Source organism: Yimella sp. NH-Cas1 (genome assembly GCF_022359705.1).
Lineage (GTDB): Bacteria > Actinomycetota > Actinomycetes > Actinomycetales > Dermatophilaceae > Yimella > Yimella lutea.
The window spans coordinates 2,971,543-2,990,072 of record NZ_JAKSGG010000003.1 but is presented as its reverse complement, the minus strand read 5'-3'; the positions used below and the strand labels follow the sequence as shown (position 1 = coordinate 2,990,072).

The window sequence follows — 18,530 nt, the reverse complement described above, 5'->3', positions numbered from 1 at the left end:
ATGACGCAAGCTCCCCGCCTGCTCGGCGGCCGCTACGAGGTCGGTGAACTCATCGGACGCGGCGGCATGGCCGAAGTGCACCTGGGTCACGACACGCGCCTCGGGCGTCCGGTCGCGATCAAGATGCTGCGTTCCGACCTGGCTCGCGACAGCACCTTCCTGACCCGTTTCCGGCGCGAGGCGAAGTCGGCAGCCGGGCTGAATCATCACGCGATCGTCGCCGTGTACGACTCCGGCGAGGAGACCTACACCGAGACCGGTGGCGCCGAGATCGACGTGCCGTACATCGTGATGGAGTACGTGGACGGCGACACGCTGCGCGACGTGCTCAACGCCGAGGGTCACCTGTCCCCGGACGAGGCCGCCCGCATCACGCAGGGCATCCTGTCGGCCCTGGAGTACTCGCACAGTCGCGGAATCGTGCACCGCGACATCAAACCGGCCAACGTGATGCTGACCCGCGGCGGCCAGGTGAAGGTGATGGACTTCGGCATCGCCCGCGCCCTGGCCGATGTCGGCGCCACCATGACGTCCGCTCAGGCCGTCGTCGGGACCGCGCGCTACCTCTCCCCCGAGCAGGCCAAGGGGGACCAGGTCGATGAACGCTCCGACCTGTACTCAGCGGGCTGCGTCTTGTATGAACTGCTCTGCGGCAGAACACCGTTCGTCGGTGAGCCGGTCAGCCTGGTCTACCAGCACATCAGCGACCGTCCGGCGCCCCCGTCGTCCTACGAGCCGACGGTGCCCAAGCCGATGGACGCCGTCGCGATGCATTCGCTGGAGAAGCCGCGCGAAGGTCGCTACCAGACCGCCGGCGACTTCCGGGCCGATCTGCAGAACGCCCGGACGAACACGCCGGTCTCGGCGGCGGCCACCGCAAGCCTTGCGGCTGCCGGTGGCGCCGCCGCCGCCGCCGCGAAGGCGCCCGCTCCGGTGGAGCAACCGCGCCGCGACAGCACCCGCGAGATCGCCGACCGCGGTCGGCGGCCGAATCACGTCGGTCTGTGGACCGCAGCCGTCATCGCCGCGCTGCTGGCCATCCTCGGCGTCGGCTACCTGGTGATGAACGGTCAGGACGAGACCAAGCTGGCCTCGGTGCCATCGGTGCGCGGGTTCACCGAGCAGGCAGCCGACCAGACGCTCCGCAACGCCGGCTTCGTCCCCAGTTTCCGAAAGGTGACCAGCGACGCGACCCTCGACACCGTGGTCGCGCAGCGTCCGAACGGTGGTGAGCAGGCCGAATCCGGATCGACGGTCACCGTCGACCTGTCCGGTGGTCCCAACGTGCGCACTGTGCCGTCCGTGGTCGGGAAGACCGAGCAGGAGGCGAGAAAGGTCCTGGGCGACAACGGTTTCGACAAGGTGGCCGTTGATCCGACCCGGGTCGACGACACCGAGTACGCCGAGGGACAGGTGACGTCCACCGACCCCATCGAGAACAGCGCAGCGCCGCCGACCCAGACGATCACGCTGAAGCTCAGCAGCGGCAAGGTCACCGTGCCGGGCAACCTGGAGGGCATGAACTTCTTCGCCGCCCAGCAGGCACTGGCGAAGGCGCACCTGCAGCCGGCCGATCCGCCGACCTCCGTGCCGACGTCCAACTCGGACCTGTGGGACAAGGTGCAGGACGTGCCGGACGCCGGCAAGAAGGTCGCGGTGAACTCCCGGATCGCGATCTCGGTCTACACCCGCTCCTCGACGGTGACGGTCAACCCGCCGCCGCCGCCGCCGACGACGACCAGCTCCACGTCCTCGCCGACCTCGAGCCCGACGTCCACACCTTCGTCGACGTCCAGCCCGACGTCGTCGCCGTCACCAACCTCGACGGCGCCGCCGTCACCGACGTCGACCCCGCCCAAGCCCTCGACGCCGTCCACCCCGCAAACCCCGCCCAACCGGTGACCGCTTCCGACCTAGAATTCGGGGCATGACCCGCATCCTCGTCGTCGACAACTACGACAGCTTCGTCTTCACGATCGTCGGGTACCTCGAACAGTTGGGTGCGCAGTGCGATGTGCGCCGCAACGACGCCGTGACCACCGACGAGGCGGCGGAGTTCGACGGGGTGCTGGTCTCGCCCGGACCGGGGACGCCGGAGGCCGCCGGGGTGTCGATGGACATGATCCGTGCCTGCGCCGACCGGGCCCAGCCGATGTTCGGAGTGTGTCTGGGTCACCAGGCGCTGGGTGTGGTCTACGGCGGCGTGGTCAGCCGCGCCCCTGAACTGCTGCACGGCAAGACCTCACGCATCGTCCACGACGGCACCGGCGTGCTGGCGGGTCTGCCCTCGCCGTTCACCGCGACGCGCTACCACTCGCTGGCGATCGAATCCGACACCGTGCCGGACGAACTCCTCGTCACCGGCCGCACCGAGAACGGGATTGTGATGGCGGTCAAGCACCGCGATCTGCCGCTGCACGGGGTGCAGTTCCACCCCGAGTCCGTGCTCACCGAGGGTGGTCACCGGATGCTGGCCAACTGGCTCGCCGAGTGCGGCATGACGGACGCCGTCGAGCGTTCGACCGGGCTGGCCCCGCTCGTCCACTGAGCCGCCGCGCGCCACTGTCGTCACAGACGACACTTTCCACAACATTTGCACCATGTGTGGATAACCATGCCTACTTATCCACAGTATTGTTCACAGCTGGGGATAACTACATCGATGTAACTTCGAACTCATGTCCGACAAAACATCGATGCCCCCGGAGTCGTCCGGAGGCATCGATGCGTGGTGCTCAGTCCGTGGAAGCAACTACTTCCATCTCGTGGTCATGATGAAACCGGCCATGATCAACACGAAACCGACCGCCATGTTCCAGTTCTCCAGCGCGGGGATCGGGTACGTGGGGCGCTCGCCCTTGGCGTTCGGCTCCATGGTGGTCGACAGGTAGTACACGACCAGCCATAGCAGACCGGCACCCATCAGGCTGAGCATCGTCGGCACCCACCACTTGGGGTTCTTGCCGCCGTCGAGCTTGACCGGCTGCGGCGTGGTGCGTCGGCGCAGCGCCTCCCGCTCGGACTCCCGTCGGGCCTCGGCCTTCTCCGCGTCCCGCTCCGCCTTGGTCTTGTTGGCGACGCCGAGCGTGCCGTCCTTCGCGTCCTCGTCGGTGCGGTCGGCACCCTCGACCGCGTCGAGCTCGATGACCTCTTCGGTCACGGAGTCCTTCGCAGGTTCCTCGGACGGCTTCTTGGACTTGCTCACATCTTCTCCCGGTCGGTGCGGCGGTTAGGCTAGAAGCCTAAGTCACCCGGTCCCGAAGGTTCATCGATGACTCGCCGCTCGCCCTGGACGCTCGTGGTCACCGCAGTGACCCTGAGCGCGGGGTTGCTGTTCGGAGTGAGCGCATCGACCAGCGAGGGAAGTGATCTGCGGCCTGGTCAGCGCGACCTCAGCCAGGTGGTGCTCGCGGCGAACCAGCGGGTCGCCGGGCAGGCCGCCACCGCAAAACGGTTGCAGGGTGAGGTCGATGCGCTGAGCAAGCGCTCGGGCGCAGGCGCGACGGCATCCAACCTGGCCAAGCAGGCCGACTCCCTGGCTCCGCGGGCCGGTTTCACCGCGATCACCGGCGACACCGTCACCGTCACGCTCGACGACTCCAAGCGTGACCCGGCCACCTTGCCCGAGGGCTCCAACCTGAACTGGATGGTCGTGCACCAGCAGGACGTCCAGGCGGTCGTCAACGCGCTGTGGCGTGGCGGCGCGAAGGCGATGATGCTGATGGACCAGCGGGTGATCAGCACCTCGGCCGTCCGCTGCGTCGGCAATACCTTGATCCTGCAGGGACGCGTCTACTCGCCGCCGTTCAAGATCACCGCGATGGGCGACCAGGCGCAGCTGCGCAAGGCGCTCAAGGACGACCCGGACGTCGCGAACTACCGCGACTTCGTCGACCGCGTCGGGGTGAAGTACGAGGTGGAGAACGGCTCGAACAAAACGTTCCCGCCCTTCGAGGGCACCACCGAGTTGCGCTACGCGAAGACCACCAAGAAGTAGCCGGCTTCCGAGCCCGCGAACCTACTCCTTCTCGGTCGAGCCCACTGGGTGTGCGCAGTAGGTTCGCGAGATGGTGGTCAGACGATGGGGTTGACCCAGGCGGCCGGGACCCACTTGGTGGCCAGCCAGGCGAGGGCGGCGAGCGCCACGACGATCGCGGCGAGGCCGGGCCAGTGCAGCTTGCGGTCGCGCAGGTTCAGCACTGCGGCGCAGGCGGCGCCGGTGATCGCGCCGCCCAGGTGGGCCTGCCAGGCGATGCCGGAGACCAGGAACGACAACACGGCGTTGAGGCCGAGGACGATCAGCATCGGCGTGATGTCGCGCTTGAGCCGGAGATTGAGCACGACGACGCCGAGGAAGAGTCCGAACACTCCACCGGACGCGCCGACGGTGCCCTGGAACCACGCGTCCGCACGCGGGATGTCGAGGGCGGCGAGCACCTCGAAGCCGACCGACCCGCCGAACGCTGAGATCAGGAACAGCGCCAGGAAGCGGGCGCGTCCCAGGATGGGTTCGAGGTACTGCCCGGTGAGCCAGAGCGCGTACATGTTGAACAGCAGGTGCATCGGCGACGGCGAGGCGTGCACGAACGCTGCGGTGATGAAGCGCCACGGTTCGGACGCACCGAGCACCGGCGCGAAGAACATCTCGTCGGTGACCCGCTCGGACACCAACTGTCCGAGCCAGATCAGCGAGCAGAGTCCGATCAGCGCGTAACTGACGATGGGCTTGCCGTCGGTGGGACGGCTGACCGCGCGCGGGTTCGCCTTCGCGACCTGCTTGACGCAGTCGACGCACTGGACGCCGACCTGCGCCGGGCGTTGGCACTCGGCGCAGGTCGGACGTTCGCAGCGCTGGCAGCGCACGTAAGCCACCTGCCCCGGATGACGGGGGCAGGTGGGCTGTGTGGTGCCTTGTTGTGTCATGCGGCCCGTCAGTTGACGGTGACCTTCTCGATGACGACGTCGTCGACCGGACGGTCCTGGGCGCCGGTGCGGACGGCGGCGATCTTGTCGACGACGTCGCGGCCTTCCTGGTCGGCGACCTCACCGAAGATCGTGTGCTTGCCCTGCAGCCAGGTGGTGGGGGCGACGGTGATGAAGAACTGCGACCCGTTGGTGCCCTTGCCGCCGCGCTTGCCCGCGTTGGCCATCGCGAGGATGTAGGGCGAGTTGAAGTTGCGGTCGGGCGAGATCTCGTCGTCGAAGGTGTAACCGGGGCCACCGACGCCGGAGCCCAGCGGGCAGCCGCCCTGGATCATGAAGCCGGGGATGATGCGATGGAAGGTGAGTCCGTCGTAGAACGGCTCAGGGTTCTTGCGACCCGCGTCGTCGTTGTAGTCGAGCGAGCCCTGGGCGAGGCCGACGAAGTTCTTGACCGTGTTCGGCGCGTCGTTCTCGAAGAGCGTGACGTTGATGTCGCCGTGGTTGGTGTGCAGCGTTGCATTCATGCGGCCGAGTCTAGGTTCTGAGCGACCGTCGTGTTCGGTCGCCCGCGGGTGATCTTCGGTGCCCCGCTCGCCGCCGCGCACTCATCGGATCGCGCATGCGCCGGTCGGAACGGAGGACGACCCCACCGACCCCAGGCGCGAGGTGAGCATCTGGTTGGTGAGGACGTACCCGGTGTCGCCGGCGCTCTTCGAACGAGCGAACACGGTGCCGGCCACGCGTCCGTCGGCGGTGAGCATCGGACCGCCGCTGTTGCCCGGACGCACGGGCGCGTTGACGGCGTACACCGACCGGTCGACACCGGGCTGACCGTAGATGTCGTGGCCGCGGGCCTGCAGCGGCGTGCTCACCTTCGCCGAGATGACCCGGTAGGGGCCGCCACCGGGATAGCCGGCGATGACCGCGTCGGTGTTCGGGCGCAGCGGCGTGGACGTCATCGGCAGGGCCGGCGCCTTCAGATCGGGCACGTCCAGCACCGCCAGGTCGGCCCGCGGGTCGAACATCACCACGGTCGCCCGTAACCGCTCGCCTTCGCCGCGCACCTGGACGGTGACCGGCCCGGAGCCGGCCACCACGTGTGCGTTCGTGACCACGCGTCCGGGTGCTTGGACCCACCCTGACCCGCCGTACTGCCCGCCGCATTCGGTGGGCGCCGTGGCGATCTTCACGATCGACCGGGACGCGCGTTCGACTGCCTCGGTGCGGGCGACACCGGGGTCTGCCGGGGCGTCCGGGACGTCGGGTTCGACGGCTTGCTCGAACACCCTGGGGAAACCGGAGCGGTCGAGTTCGTTGCGCAGGGACGCCGACCACCGATCGGCGCCGGAGGGCATCGCTGCGTCCAGACCGGAGAGCACCTGTGAATCGGCGATGGCGTTCGAGGCCCGCTCGGGGACCAGGGTGCGGGCAGCGCCGGTGACCAACCAGACGCCGACCGCCACCGAGACGACTGCGACCATCGCACCCGCGATCGAATCAGCGACGCGCACTGCACGGACGCGCTGCCGCGAGCGCAGTCTTTCGCCGATCGTCGCCACCGAGACCTGGCCGACGAGCGCCGCGACGATGATGATGAAGGCGCTGGTGAGCGCCTGGTGCGTGGGTGTGAGCGTCGCGAGAGAGACGATATGCGGAGCCAGCAGGAAGCCGATCATCCCGCCGAGGATGAGGCCGACGAGCCCGAGCATGCCGGTGATGCCGCCGCGCTGCCAGCCGACGAAGGCGTAGCAGGACAGCATGATCACCAGGAAGACGTCCAGGGTTCCTGCGGCCATGTCACTCACCTTCGGCCTGCCGGGGGTGGGTGGGCCGAACACCCGTTCTCTGTCGAACGCCGGGCGCACCGCGGCGGTTCCGCCGACGAGACAGCCGCCGATGTGACGTACTTCGTCAACCGGCGCCGACCTATCGGCCCGCTCGGCTCGTTAGGGTGGAAAACAGTCCGAGGGCCCGACCCTCATGGGAAGACCGAGGGCCCGACCCTCATGGGAAAAGGAGACACACGTGTTGAGGATCAACCCCTCGCCCGCCGACAAGGCGGCCGACAAGGCCAAGGACGGCGTCCGTGACTTCAAGTCCGCCGCGTCCCTTGCCCTGACCGCTGCGCTCGACAAGGCCAACGAGGCCGCCGCTAACTCACCGAAGGTCGAAGCCGCGAGGGAGGCTGTCGCCCCGCGCGTCGAGGCCGCCCGCGACGCCGCTGCGCCCAAACTGCACAGCGCCAAGGAAGCCGCAGCGCCGCTCGCTGCGACCGCTGCCGCCACGGCCGCGTCCACCTACAAGGACGCGCGCAAGGCTGCTGCGCCGAAGATCAAGGACGCCAAGAAGGCTGCTGCGCCCAAGTTCGAGGCCGCCAAGGCTGCTGCGCTGGACGCAGCTCACGCCGACAACAAGGGCGAGAAGCTGCAGGAGTTCGCGGGGCTGACCCGTGACCAGGCGCACTCGCTGTTCTCGGACGAGTGGATGCCGCGCATCCAGACCGCGATCGCGACCGCTGCCGCCACCGCGCAGCAGGCCGGCCACCGCGCAGGCGACCAGGCCACCCAGGCCTACCTCGCCCTCCCGCCGCAGGCGCAGGACGTCGTCGACAAGGTCGTCCCGGCCGCTGCGAAGAAGCGCAAGAAGAAGGGCACCGTCCTGATCGTGCTGGGTCTCGCGGGCGTGGCCGCCGGCGGATTCCTGATCTACGACAACAACAAGAAGAAGCAGGAGCGTCGCCAGGCGCAGGCCACGGTGCGCGCCACCCAGGCCGCTGCTGCCGACACCGACAAGGTGAACCCGGTCTCGTCCGAGACCGACGGCATCTCCCGTCACTGACGTAGGCACTGTCGGTATTGAGCCGGCACCGGGCCCACCGATCGAAGCCCCCGGTTCGCCCGGGGGCTTCGTCGTGCCCGCACCGGCCCGACCGCACGGTAGCTGGCTAGGCTCGGACGCGTGAACGTCGTCTTCGTCGAACCCAACTTCCCGCGCAACCAGCGCGAGTTCCCGCGCGCCCTCAAGGCTGTCGGAGCGACCGTCTTCGCCGTCGGCGAGACGCCCTGGGAGTGGCTCGACGAAGAGCTGCAGGGCTGGATCGACCACTACTACCAGGTCGGTTCGGTCACCGACGTCGACCAGTTGTCCGCCGGGGTCTCACATTTCCAGAGCCTGGTCTGGGTCGACGCGCTCGAGGCGACGATCGAGTCCCACACGCTGCCGGCCGCGGTCGTCCGGGAACGTCACGGCATCCCGGGCACCAGCGTCCACACCACCTACCTGTGCCGCGACAAGCCGGCGATGAAGGACGCGTTGCGCAAGGCGGGGGTGCCGACGGCTGCGTCGACCGGTGCATCCAGCGCCGACGAGGTCCGGACGTTCGCCGCCGAGAACGGCTACCCGATCATCATCAAACCGCGGGATGGGGCAGGCGCGGCGGGCACGCACAAGGTCAGCAACGACACCGAGCTCGCGGCGGTGCTCGACTCGCTCGGTGACATGCCGTCGGTCGCGGTCGAGGAGTTCATCGAGGGGCACGAGGGGTTCTACGACACCGTCAGTGTCGGCGGCGAGATCAAGCTCGACTTCGCCTGCCACTACTACCCCGGCGTGCTCGAGGCGATGCGCACCCGCTGGATCAGCCCGCAGTACATCTCGACGAACAGGGTCGACGAGGGTGGTCTCTACGCCGACCTGCGCGACCTCGGCGAGCGGGTCAACGCCGCCCTCGGCATCGAGACGTCCGCGACCCACATGGAGTACTTCGTCAGCCCGAAAGGCTTGCGGTTCAGCGAGATCGGCGCGCGTCCACCGGGCGTCGGCTGCTGGGATCTGTACTCGGCGGGCAACGACATCGACATCTTCCGCGCATGGGCCGATGCCATCGTGCACGGACGCGTGTGGCACGTGCCGAGTCGGCAGTACGCGTCCGGCATCATCGCCCTGCGCCCCGACCGGGACGGCGTGATCACCCACATCGACGGTCTGGACGAGGTGCGCAGCAAGTACGGATCGCTGCTCATCGACGAGCACCTGCCGATCGGCCAGGGCACCCAGCCGATCGAAGCCGGCTACATGGCCAACGCGTGGATGCGCCTGCGGCACAGGGACTTCGACACGTTACGCGATGTGCTCGACGACATCGGACGCATCGTCCAGGTGCGCGCTCAGTGACCGCTGAAATCGGCGTGAGTTCGTGCCCTTCGCCGGGCATGGCGAAGGGCACCAACTCACGCGGATTCTCGGGGTGTGCTGCGCGATGACCGTCGTTCTGTTGGGGCCGCAGCGGCGGCCATCCCTGGACAAGCTCGTGTCCTCGCTCGGCCTGGGCGGTCCGTTCGCGACCGTGACCGCCGGGTGGCAGGAGCGGGAGAAGGACGACTCCGAGCTCGACCGGCACCTGGGCGGACGGTCGCGGAACCTGCACCTGTGGCACCGGATGCAGCAGGTGTTCGGGTCCGACCCGGAGTACGCCGCCGCGCACCGTGCCCGGCGCTCGCAACTGCTCGAACTGCAGGAGAACTACCAGCTCGGGCTCTCGCACATCGTGCAGTTCCTGGACGAACTACGACACCGGACCTCCGGTTCGGCAGCGCTGCGTGAACTCGCCGTCGAGGACGCGGTCAACGTGTTGCGCGGCATGGACAAGCAGCACATCCGCCGCGTCGCGGAGATCCAGGGACGCTTCTACAGCGACTTCCCGCCGCACGAGCGGCCGTCAGTCGCCGAACACCGCGCCGAGGTCGCCGAGTTGATGTCGGACGCCGCGGCCGTCGTGATCACCGGCGGACACATCGTCGAACTACTGGACGCGCTGCACCTGTTCAACGTGAATGCCGTTGGCTTACACAGGCTTCCGATCATCGCGTGGTCGGCCGGCGCGATGGCACTCACCTCACGGGTCGTGCTCTTCGACGAGCACGCGGTGCGCGGACCTGGCTGCTCGGAGGTCTTCGACCACGGCCTCGGTCTGCTGCCCGAGGTGACGGTGTTCCCGTCGGCGAAGCAGCGGTTGCGGACGAACGACAAGCAGAACCTGGGGCTGCTGGCCCGCCGGTTCGCGCCCAACACGTGCATCCCGCTCGACCCCGGCGCGCGCGTCGTTATCGGTTCGGACGGCACCCTCCCGGCCGACACCCCGGTGATCGACGATGCCGGCATCATGCGTCCGATGCAGGTTGTGGGAGGTGACGATGCGCAAGCTGGCAATCAACCGACTGCGTGAGCGAAAGCCGTTGGACGAGAGCCGGATCGACCGGTTCCTGCAGCGTCACCAGGTGCCGATCGTCGAGGGACCGAAGTGCACCTTCCTCTTCCGTGGCGGCGAAGACGACGGCGTGGACGAGGTGTGGGTGTGCCACCGCATCGTCGGGCAGCCCGACCGCGTGCCGATGAAGCGCCTGGGCAACACCAGCCTGTGGTTCACGATCATGGAGTTGCCGGCCGGGTCTCGGGTGGAGTATCAGATAGAGGTACGTCGCGCAGAGCACTACGAACGGTTCAACGACCCGCTGAATCCCAAACTCGCGCACAGTCCGGTGGGCTCGTCGTCGGTGTGCCAGGCGACCGGTTACACCGAGCCGGAGTGGGCTCGGTTCGATCCCGACTCACGTCCGGGAGAGCTGCTCGAACTGAGCCAGGCCAGCGGTGCGCTGCGTCGCGAATCCCATTGCCGCGTCTACCTGCCCGCGCGATTCAGCACCACGCACCGTTACCCCCTGCTGGTCGTGCATGACGGCGACGACTTCCTGGAGTTTGCCGCGATGAAGAACGTGCTCGACAACTTGATCCACCGCCGCGACATGGCCGAGACGATCGTGGCGTTCACCAACCCCGGCGATCGGACGCGCGAGTACGCCAACAGTGCGCAACACGCGCGCTTCCTGCACTCCGAGCTCATCCCCCGACTGGAGAGTGAACTGCCGTTGCTCGGCACGCCGGCCGGACGCTGCCTGATGGGTGCCTCGTTCGGCGGCATTGCCAGTCTGTCGACTGCGTACCGCTACCCCGACTTCTTCGGTTCCCTTCTGGTGCAGTCGGGTTCGTTCGTGTTCACCGACATCGGCAACGAGCACGGCGGCGGGCCTGCGTTCGACCCGGTGGTGCGGTTCATGAACCGGTACCGTGCCAAACCGCGCCGCGTCGTCGACCGGATGTATCAGTCCTGCGGCATCTACGAGCCGCTGATCGTGCCGAACCGGTCGATGGTCGACGTGTTCCGCGGCACCGGGATGGACGTGCGCTACTCCGAAGCACGCGACGGTCACTCGTGGGAGGACTGGCGCGACCGCTTGCGTGAGGGTCTGAGCTGGATCTACCCCGGATCGGCGCAGTACTTCTACGAGTAGAACTGCACGGGTGGGCTGGGTGCTCGTGAACGGTCACCTTGGTTTCGGCACGCGAGGAATCGCAAGCTCATCCTCGCGGCTCAACCAGCGGCGACGGTCCACCCGCGCCGGCGCCGGAGCCATCGCGAGATGTGCTGGGCTCAGAGAACGAAGCCGAACAGGGGGCTGTCGGGTGGGAGGTGCTCGATGCGCAGCGGGGAAGCATCCATGCGCTTCAGCAACGGTTCGTAGTCCTCGGCCGAACCGAGCTCGATGCCGACGAGCGCCGGTCCGAACTCGCGGTTGTTGCGTTTGACGTACTCGAAGAGCGAGATGTCGTCGTCCGGGCCGAGGACGTCGTCCAGGAACCGGCGCAGCGCTCCGGGTTCCTGGGAGAACTCGACCATGAAGTAGTGCTTGCGGCCTTCGTACACCAGCGCGCGTTCGACCACGTCGGCATAGCGGGAGACGTCGTTGTTGCCACCGGAGACGACGACAACGACGGTCTGGCCGGGTTCGACCTCCAGCTGCGCCAGAGCGGCCGAAGCAAGCGCACCTGACGGCTCGGCGATGATCCCCTCGGTCTGGTAGAGCGCGAGCATCTCCACGCATAGGGCACCCTCGTCGACCGTGACGACCTCGGGCGACGCAGCCGCGATGATCGGGAACGTGACATCGCCGATACGACGGACGGCGGTGCCGTCGGCGAACGCATCCAACTCATCCAACGTGACGGGCGCCCCGGCTGCCAGCGCGGCGACCAGACTGGCGGCTCCTGCGGGTTCGACCCCGATGATCCTGGTCGGTGAATCACCCAGTGCGGCAATAGTTCCGGCCAGCAGACCGCCGCCACCGACGGGGACGAGGACGACGTCCGGCGCGCCCTTGAGCTCGTCGACGACCTCGGCGATCACGGTGCCCTGACCGGCGACGACCTGCGGGTTGTCGAACGCGGGGACGAGGGTCGCACCGGTGCGCTCGGCGTCCAGCTTGGCAGCGGCCGCAGCATCGTCGTACGACTCCCCGCCGACGACGAGTTCGACGAAACCCTTGCCGAACGCGGCGACGCGGTCGCGCTTCTGGCGAGGGGTGTTGGTCGGCAGGTAGATGCGGGCGTGGACGCCGAGATCGGCGCAGGCGAGGGCCACACCTTGCGCGTGATTGCCGGCGCTGGCGGCGACGACACCGGCGGCACGCTCGGTCTCGCTGAGTTGGCTGATCACGTTGAGCGCGCCACGGATCTTGTACGAGCGGACGGGCTGCTGGTCTTCACGCTTGAGCAGCACGGTGGCACCGAGCGCAGTCGACCAGCGTTCGCAGTACTGCAAAGGCGTGCGGACGACGACCTCGTCGAGACGCTCGCGCGCAACCTCGACGTCGGAGCGGGTCACGGACGGCACGGACATGCGAAAAGCGTACGCCGAGCATCCCGTATGGCGGACGACCATCCCGCAGACTGAACGCCGCGAACCCCCTATTTCTGCGCGAACCGAGGCAGACCTCGTGGGATCGGTGAAAAGTAGTAGGTTCGCGGGCTCAGGCGGGGCGGACGGTGCGGCGACGCGAACGTGGCTGGCAGATGCGACACCAGAACAGGTTGCGGGCGCCGACCTCCTTGCGCGACACCGGCGTCCCACAGACCAGGCAGGGCAGACCTTCGCGGCGGTAGACGTAGACCTCGCCACCGTGCTTGTCGACCCGAGGGGGCGACCCATCGCCTCCGGCGTGTGCTCGGGGTAGACGGTGTCGATGCGTCCGTCGCGGACACCGAGCGGCATCAGCGCCACGAAGTCGTCCCAGATCGCGTCGAACTCCGCGCGGCGCAGGAACTTGCCGGCCATGAAGGGGTCGATGCCGTGCCGGTAGAGCGCCTCGGCCCGGTAGATGTTGCCGACGCCGGCGAAGATCTTCTGATCCATGCAGAGCACTGCGATCGGCGACGACGATCGGTGAATGCGAGCCCAGGCCTTCTCCGGGTCGGCGTCGAGCCGAAGCGGATCGGGGCCGAGAGCATCCGTGATCTTGGAAACCTCTGCCGGAGAACGCAACTGACAGACGTTGGGACCGCGCAGGTCCATCGTGAACGGTTCGTGGTCAGTGGACAGCCGCCACCTGATGGCCCCGGTCTCGGGCGGATCAACTTGCGAAGCGAAGAAGAACTTGCCGAGCAGGCCGAGGTGGATGTTGACCTTCTCCTCGACGTGTTCGAACCCGACGAACATGTGTTTGCCGAAGGCCTCGGCCCGCTCGAAGACGCGTCCGTCGAGATCGGCGGCACCGTCGAAGCGTCCCTGGGGCGAGGTCGAGCGCACCGGGTGACCGGCGAACCGGTCGTTCAGGATCCCGGAGATCCGGTGGGTCACATGTCCTTCAGGCACCGCACCAACCTATGAGCACGAAGGAACGGGAAATGCATCAGGGAACTGCGTATACGGAGTTCCCTGATGCATTTGGCGTGCCCTCGCAGAAGGGTCAACGCACGATGCGCGGTGCTGGAGCCGAGAATCCCTTGGCCGGCTGGGTCAGACCGGGCAGGTTCGGCCAGTTGGCGATCAACTCGGGGCTGGCGTCGAAGCGACCGGTGACGTCTTCGACCACGTCGACCGAACCGCTCTGGTTGTAGAGGCTGAGGTACCGCTTGTTCTGGTCGTCGATCCGGGACGTCGTGCCGAAACCGTTCGACTGGTTCTGCCCGGCAACGAGGTTGAGGTTGCTGGTGCCGGGGTCGGCGTTCATCCCGCTGTACTGCGTGATGTAGGTGTTGGCGGTGGGCTTGACCCCGGTGATCGTGCCGGTGAACCCGAGGGTGAATTGTCCGTACAGGTCGGCCGGCGGCGCAGTGACCAGGACCGAGTCAGGACCGATCGGAGCCTTCGGTGCACCGATACCCACGCGAGTGTCGATGATGCGACGCGGAGCCATGTTGTTGTACACGAAGCCCAGGCCGTTCGAGTTGTCGTAGTAGGCCGCGAGCAGATCGACCACCACGTCGGTCGCGCCAGCCGAACCGTTGTGCACCGAGAACCCGTAGGTGCCCCCGCCCAGGTCGGTGACCGGGACGATCGTGTAGTTGGCCACCGTCCGTCCGGTGGTGAAGTTGACCGACGACGTCTTGGGAACGGTGGCGCCCGAATAGGCGGTGAGCCAGCCGTACGCCTCGGGCTTCACGGCGGTGAGGTTCACCGCCACGGAGGTCGGCTTGGCGATCGGGTTGTCCCACCGGAAGGTCTGAACCATCGTCGCCCCGCCAGGTACCGGACCGGTGGTCTGCCGGGTATCGCTCAAGCGGAACCCGTCGGCGATCAGCGCCAGTGAACCGAGCTCGGTGGTGTCGGCCGCAGTGGAGTAGTAACCGATCAGGTCGACGGCGACATTCGCGGACGCGTTCCCGAGTGACAGCGTGATCGATCCGTCCGAACCGACCGGGACGGTTGCCGTCGTCGCTCCGGTCCAGCCCCGCTCGAAGTTGACCGCGGACGTCCACGGCTTTGCCTGTCCGGTGGCGTACGCGGTGATCCAGCCGGTGGCCGAGGTGTCGATGGCGGTGATGTTGACGACGGCAGCCTTCACACCGACCGCCGGAACACCCGATGTCCCAGCGACCGGGACACGCAGCGATCCGCCCTTGGCGACCGGACCGGAGGACAGGCGGGTGTCGATCAGCCGGGTGGCGGCGGTCTTGTGGAACCGACCCTCGTTGGTCTGGGTGTCGGCTGACGCGTGCGTCATCGGAGCAGAGACGGAGAACGCGAGCGCGCAGGCAGCTGCGACCGTGAGGAGTGTGCGAGGCATACCTGGAGCATGAGGCCGTCTCAGCACCCGGTCAAGCGGTTGCGGAAAACCCGTCACTGCGATCGCAGTTGAACGACTGACTCAGTCAAAAAGGTCCCGCGGACAGAGAGCTTCAGGCGACCGACACGACCACGCACACCACGAGAAGCGGACTGTGTGAGACGTCGCGCAGTCAAGGTGCAGGCGAGCGGACGAACGAAGTGAGTCGCTCCGCCAGCGAACTGACGGAGCGACTCGAGCAATCAATATGTGGAGGTAAGGGGACTCGAACCCCTAACCCCCTGCTTGCAAAGCAGGGAGGATAGTCAAGTTTTGCCTGTTCGAGGGTTCCTGAAAGCCTCGGGGCGCACACGGGGCGCACATCCCTTCTTGCTCCCGAAGACGGGTTCGATCGACGGCGTCCTCGTTCCTCCGTCAACGCTTCCGATCACACGGCAAACGCCGACCCGCAGATGAGGCAGTAGAGAGTCCCGGTGTGATCTTCAGGGACCTTCACCGGCTCGAAGTCATGGCAGGGCGAGGTCACGATGACCATGTCGTCGGGTTCAACGAGTGGTTCGGCCGGCTCCGTCACCTCATCCCGCCCGCGCTGGTACGTGAATCCCTTCGTCCTGCGGAACATCGACTCAAGCTCGTCCTGCACGGCCTCGAGCACCACAGGCATGGCCGCCCGTTCGAACAACTCGACCTGCTCTGGGGTGTTCCACGAGTCATCGGCGGCCGGCTGACCGCACAGTGGGCAACTGTAGGCCGCTGGCCGGGCATGGTTCTCTGCCTCCTCATTGGCAGGCCCGTTGTGCCATTTGAACTGCCGCCCGCAGTGCGGGCACTCTCGACGCAGGAAGCCGTCTGCGTCGAGCGGGACCGACACCTGGATCGTGTACTCATCGTCCACTTACGAACTCCTCAGCTCTGATCTCCACACCATCGGCTGTCTTCCCGGTAAGCACCACTGTGAAGTAGGCAGGCGATGACGACGCCATCGAAAGGAACCGGGCAGCACTTACGGACTTCCCAGCTGGCAGCCTCGGTACCGGGAACCCCTCCTCGCGCCACTCGCGCGTGCTTTCTCGGTCGTCGGCCAGAGCGAAGTCGAGGTCATACACATCGCCGGGCCCGTGGTTGGTGATGGTCATGCGCTCCTGGCTCTTGCCTGACTTGCTAAGGGTCACCTCAAGGCGCGGCTGGCCCGACGTCTGGGATGAAGGAAGCTTGCGACCGAGCGGCAGCCCGCCGCCTGGCGGGGCCGGCGGTGTCAGGTCACCCTCGGTGTGCCAATCGGTTCCCCCTAGGTTGACGGCGCATCCGGCGGTCCCCAGGCGCTGGGCAAGTTGCTGGCGCTTCGCCGTGCTGTTGTCGAGACGAACCACGTGGCGACCGTGAATGTCGCTGAAGCTCTTGATCTGACCGAGCTCGACGATGATGGTCCGGTCCGCATCGCGCGCCAACGCCATGCCCGCCTCGAAGAGGACATTCGGACGAGGCTGCATCTGCGGGCTTGTCTCTGGGTCGCCAGGGTAGGTCAGCGACTCATGAAGGTGCGCGACGTCGTCTGGCGTCTGAAGCACAACCACAGCCTGGGCCGCTCCGAAGGCGACGTTGAGGACGTCCCCGATGTACGGCGATCCCTGTCCGGTCATCGAGATTGCCTCGGACCACTCAATAGGCTCCAGCCCAATCGAGCGAAGAAAGGCGAATAGGCCCTTTCGCGCGGGCTCATTCCGCCCGTGGATGACGAAGACCGCTCGACGGTCGGCCTCCGGTCGTGCTTCTGTCACTGGCAGTCCCTCTCGTCCGACTTGTGTCCAAGCCTAGATGGCCGCACCGACAACGATGGCTACTCGGGGAACGCATCCCGGTCGGGTCAGCCCGATCAAGACATGGTCGCGACGATCGCGTCGATCTTCCCCATGAGCGGCGCGAGACCCTTCTTCGAGAGGTGCCCGTACCGGTCGAGCGTGATCGACGGGCGGGCGTGACCCATCGCCTGCGAGACGCTCAGGAGGTCGGCACCGGCCTCGGAGAGGGAGATGGCGGCGAAGGTGTGCCTCAGCCCGTGGACGGTCAGCCGAGGGATCGGTTCCTGCCGACTCTCGTTTGCCTTCGTGATCGCTCGAGTCAGGGCCTGGTTGGGGAACTGCATGGCGATCGCGCAACCTGCCTTGCGGGGGCTCGGAAACAGCCAGTCGGACTTAGGGCGATCGCCTGCGAGGTCGACCAGCCAGGGAAGCACTGTCATCGGGATGGGGAGCACCCGCCGTGAAGCTCTCGTCTTCGTGGTATCGGTGCCGGCCCCGCCGTTCTTCACGCTCAGGTGTCCCTCCCTCAGGTCGCCAACGAGCAGGGATCGTGCTTCCTCCGATCGCAGGCCCATGAGCCCGAGGACGCCCAGGAGCGCCCGCTCCAGATCGGACGATGCCGCACGCAGGATCGCCATGAGCTGGTCCGACGAGTACGACGGCAACTCCCGGTGTCCGAGGGACACAACGATCCCCTCGGTCGGATCAGTATCGACGAGTCGGTCGCGGATGCCGCGCTTGAGGGCCGCCCGGAGGATCTCGACCTGCTTCTTCCTCGACTCAGCGGCGACGCCAGGCCGCACCGACCAGATCTCAATCTGGGTGGTGTCGAGCGTCGAGACATTCCGGTCCCCGAAGACGGTGCGGACGTGGCCGGCGTGCCTGGTGTCGGCTTCGATGGTCTTTGGCGCTCGGTCGGCCTTGGCGGACAGGTGTCGGTCTAACAACGTAGAGGCCGTGACCGATCCTCGAACGACGGCACGCGCCCTCGGCGTGTGCATCTGGCTGCCGTCATCGATTAGGGCCTGCGCGCGCTGGGCCTCACGATGGGACTGCTTCCGCTGCGTGGCGTTGCGCCCTGTGCCATCTCGCCAGCGGCGTTGCCACCGTGGCGCGTTCCGGGCGCGCAGGTCGGCGATCTCGCTCTTGGTCTTGCCCTCCCACAGATCCTTGACCGTCACGGCTGACCCGCGTCGGCTCGCAGGTCGGCAAGCAGCTCAGCCTGCACCTCGCGGTCGTTTGCCTCGTTCTCGGCACGCTCCCGGCGCTCCAGCTCCTCGCGCAGGTCGTCGGTCGCGAACGCCGCCAGGACAGCGCGGGCCAGAGCGCTGCGGGCAGCCGCCGCGGAGCGCTGGGTCGTCGACCTCGACGCCCAGACGATCGAGTTTTCGAAGTACAACCGCCTCGGGCGGAAGCTGGCGTCGGTGAAGTCAGTGTCGGTCGAGCCGACCAAGGTCGCGCAGCCGCAGCCGGGTGCGACGACCGTGACCGCGACCTGGCCGGGTGGGAACTCGAACCCCCTCTATCCGTTGTCGGCGAGCCCAACCACCGACTTCGAGATCCGCGACAGCTACCTCGCGCCGCGTCACTCGCTCGACACGGCGACCACCAGCACGGAGGTCGCCACCAGCGCATTCCTATCGGACTAGAAGGACGTCGCGGGTGCCATCGCCGGCTTCGTGCTCTGATG

At 67.2% G+C, this 18,530-nt stretch carries 18 protein-coding genes and 2 pseudogenes; 8 read left to right on the top strand and 12 right to left on the bottom strand.

All coding sequences use genetic code 11. From position 1 onward, the window contains the following. Both pknB and MF407_RS14765 read left to right on the top strand, forming a co-directional pair. Positions 1 to 1,902, top strand: coding sequence for a Stk1 family PASTA domain-containing Ser/Thr kinase (gene pknB / locus MF407_RS14770; protein ID WP_239702760.1), 1,902 nt, complete (start codon positions 1 to 3; stop codon positions 1,900 to 1,902). Positions 1,903 to 1,927: 25 nt separating this feature from the next. Further along, positions 1,928 to 2,548 carry an aminodeoxychorismate/anthranilate synthase component II gene (locus MF407_RS14765; RefSeq protein WP_239702759.1) on the top strand — a complete coding sequence of 207 codons (621 nt, stop codon included), beginning with the start codon at positions 1,928 to 1,930 and terminating at the stop codon, positions 2,546 to 2,548. 204 nt (positions 2,549 to 2,752) lie between these two features. On the opposite strand, the gene MF407_RS15990 is transcribed toward MF407_RS14765, so the two are convergent. Continuing rightward, positions 2,753 to 3,205 carry a cell division protein CrgA gene (locus MF407_RS15990; protein ID WP_239702758.1) on the bottom strand — a complete coding sequence of 151 codons (453 nt, stop codon included), beginning with the start codon at positions 3,203 to 3,205 and terminating at the stop codon, positions 2,753 to 2,755. Positions 3,206 to 3,271: 66 nt separating this feature from the next. Between MF407_RS15990 and MF407_RS14755 the strand changes: the two genes are divergently transcribed. Next, positions 3,272 to 3,997 (top strand): DUF881 domain-containing protein, encoded by a 726-nt coding sequence (locus MF407_RS14755; RefSeq protein ID WP_239702757.1) that lies wholly within the window; start codon positions 3,272 to 3,274, stop codon positions 3,995 to 3,997. 77 nt (positions 3,998 to 4,074) lie between these two features. Here the strand turns inward: MF407_RS14755 and MF407_RS14750 are convergent, their stop codons facing one another. From MF407_RS14750 to MF407_RS14740, 3 genes are all read right to left on the bottom strand, one after another. Continuing rightward, positions 4,075 to 4,863, bottom strand: coding sequence for a rhomboid family intramembrane serine protease (locus tag MF407_RS14750; RefSeq protein WP_239702756.1), 789 nt, complete (start codon positions 4,861 to 4,863; stop codon positions 4,075 to 4,077). A 68-nt stretch (positions 4,864 to 4,931) separates the two neighbouring features. Next, on the bottom strand, positions 4,932 to 5,447 hold the full coding sequence (locus MF407_RS14745; protein WP_239702755.1) for a peptidylprolyl isomerase: 516 nt from the start codon (positions 5,445 to 5,447) through the stop codon (positions 4,932 to 4,934). Between the two features lie 81 nt (positions 5,448 to 5,528). Next, positions 5,529 to 6,719: a MarP family serine protease gene (locus MF407_RS14740; protein ID WP_239702754.1), complete on the bottom strand. Its 1,191-nt coding sequence runs from the start codon at positions 6,717 to 6,719 to the stop codon at positions 5,529 to 5,531. 229 nt (positions 6,720 to 6,948) lie between these two features. Between MF407_RS14740 and MF407_RS14735 the strand changes: the two genes are divergently transcribed. The 4 genes from MF407_RS14735 (at position 6,949) to MF407_RS14720 (ending at position 11,270) form a co-directional block, all read left to right on the top strand. Continuing rightward, positions 6,949 to 7,761 carry a hypothetical protein gene (locus MF407_RS14735; protein ID WP_141927291.1) on the top strand — a complete coding sequence of 271 codons (813 nt, stop codon included), beginning with the start codon at positions 6,949 to 6,951 and terminating at the stop codon, positions 7,759 to 7,761. A 120-nt stretch (positions 7,762 to 7,881) separates the two neighbouring features. Further along, positions 7,882 to 9,096: an ATP-grasp domain-containing protein gene (locus MF407_RS14730; protein WP_239702753.1), complete on the top strand. Its 1,215-nt coding sequence runs from the start codon at positions 7,882 to 7,884 to the stop codon at positions 9,094 to 9,096. Between the two features lie 85 nt (positions 9,097 to 9,181). Further along, positions 9,182 to 10,147 (top strand): hypothetical protein, encoded by a 966-nt coding sequence (locus tag MF407_RS14725; RefSeq protein ID WP_239702752.1) that lies wholly within the window; start codon positions 9,182 to 9,184, stop codon positions 10,145 to 10,147. Then, a complete protein-coding gene (locus MF407_RS14720) occupies positions 10,116 to 11,270 on the top strand; it encodes an alpha/beta hydrolase-fold protein (protein ID WP_129626415.1) in 1,155 nt (384 codons plus the stop codon). The genes MF407_RS14725 and MF407_RS14720 overlap by 32 nt, the downstream gene beginning before the upstream one ends. Positions 11,271 to 11,410: 140 nt before the next feature. On the opposite strand, the pseudogene ilvA reads toward MF407_RS14720, so the two are convergent. The 8 genes and pseudogenes from ilvA to MF407_RS14680 form a co-directional block, all read right to left on the bottom strand. Beyond that, a pseudogene (ilvA, locus tag MF407_RS14715) lies at positions 11,411 to 12,631 on the bottom strand (threonine ammonia-lyase IlvA); the annotation flags it as partial. 154 nt (positions 12,632 to 12,785) lie between these two features. Then, the gene (locus tag MF407_RS14710) at positions 12,786 to 12,875 is read right to left on the bottom strand and encodes a hypothetical protein (protein ID WP_239702926.1); all 90 of its coding nucleotides are present in this window, start codon (positions 12,873 to 12,875) and stop codon (positions 12,786 to 12,788) included. 188 nt (positions 12,876 to 13,063) lie between these two features. Further along, positions 13,064 to 13,561, bottom strand: a pseudogene (locus MF407_RS15985) (DNA-formamidopyrimidine glycosylase family protein); the annotation flags it as partial. Between the two features lie 160 nt (positions 13,562 to 13,721). Next, positions 13,722 to 15,041 (bottom strand): hypothetical protein, encoded by a 1,320-nt coding sequence (locus MF407_RS14700; protein WP_239702751.1) that lies wholly within the window; start codon positions 15,039 to 15,041, stop codon positions 13,722 to 13,724. A gap of 427 nt (positions 15,042 to 15,468) precedes the next feature. After that, positions 15,469 to 15,936, bottom strand: coding sequence for a phage terminase large subunit family protein (locus MF407_RS14695; protein WP_239702750.1), 468 nt, complete (start codon positions 15,934 to 15,936; stop codon positions 15,469 to 15,471). Continuing rightward, the gene (locus tag MF407_RS14690) at positions 15,926 to 16,819 is read right to left on the bottom strand and encodes a nucleotide-binding protein (protein WP_239702749.1); all 894 of its coding nucleotides are present in this window, start codon (positions 16,817 to 16,819) and stop codon (positions 15,926 to 15,928) included. The genes MF407_RS14695 and MF407_RS14690 overlap by 11 nt, the downstream gene beginning before the upstream one ends. Positions 16,820 to 16,914: 95 nt before the next feature. Beyond that, positions 16,915 to 18,021: a tyrosine-type recombinase/integrase gene (locus MF407_RS15980; protein ID WP_239702748.1), complete on the bottom strand. Its 1,107-nt coding sequence runs from the start codon at positions 18,019 to 18,021 to the stop codon at positions 16,915 to 16,917. Then, positions 18,018 to 18,239 (bottom strand): hypothetical protein, encoded by a 222-nt coding sequence (locus tag MF407_RS14680; RefSeq protein WP_239702747.1) that lies wholly within the window; start codon positions 18,237 to 18,239, stop codon positions 18,018 to 18,020. Before MF407_RS14680 ends, MF407_RS15980 begins: the two co-directional genes overlap by 4 nt. A 25-nt stretch (positions 18,240 to 18,264) precedes the next feature. Between MF407_RS14680 and MF407_RS14675 the strand changes: the two genes are divergently transcribed. Next, a complete protein-coding gene (locus tag MF407_RS14675) occupies positions 18,265 to 18,489 on the top strand; it encodes a hypothetical protein (protein WP_239702746.1) in 225 nt (74 codons plus the stop codon). Positions 18,490 to 18,530 lie beyond the last annotated feature (41 nt).

What these genes read in the sequence shown, in the direction of transcription:
- MF407_RS14765 (WP_239702759.1), top strand. Translation starts at nt 1,928, where the DNA reads ATGACCCGCATCCTCGTCGTCGACAACTACGACAGCTTCGTCTTCACG.
- MF407_RS14725 (WP_239702752.1), top strand. Translation starts at nt 9,182, where the DNA reads ATGACCGTCGTTCTGTTGGGGCCGCAGCGGCGGCCATCCCTGGACAAG.
- MF407_RS14740 (WP_239702754.1), bottom strand. Translation starts at nt 6,719, where the DNA reads ATGGCCGCAGGAACCCTGGACGTCTTCCTGGTGATCATGCTGTCCTGC.
- MF407_RS14720 (WP_129626415.1), top strand. Translation starts at nt 10,116, where the DNA reads ATGCGCAAGCTGGCAATCAACCGACTGCGTGAGCGAAAGCCGTTGGAC.
- pknB (WP_239702760.1), top strand. Translation starts at nt 1, where the DNA reads ATGACGCAAGCTCCCCGCCTGCTCGGCGGCCGCTACGAGGTCGGTGAA.
- MF407_RS14700 (WP_239702751.1), bottom strand. Translation starts at nt 15,041, where the DNA reads ATGCCTCGCACACTCCTCACGGTCGCAGCTGCCTGCGCGCTCGCGTTC.
- MF407_RS14745 (WP_239702755.1), bottom strand. Translation starts at nt 5,447, where the DNA reads ATGAATGCAACGCTGCACACCAACCACGGCGACATCAACGTCACGCTC.
- MF407_RS14755 (WP_239702757.1), top strand. Translation starts at nt 3,272, where the DNA reads ATGACTCGCCGCTCGCCCTGGACGCTCGTGGTCACCGCAGTGACCCTG.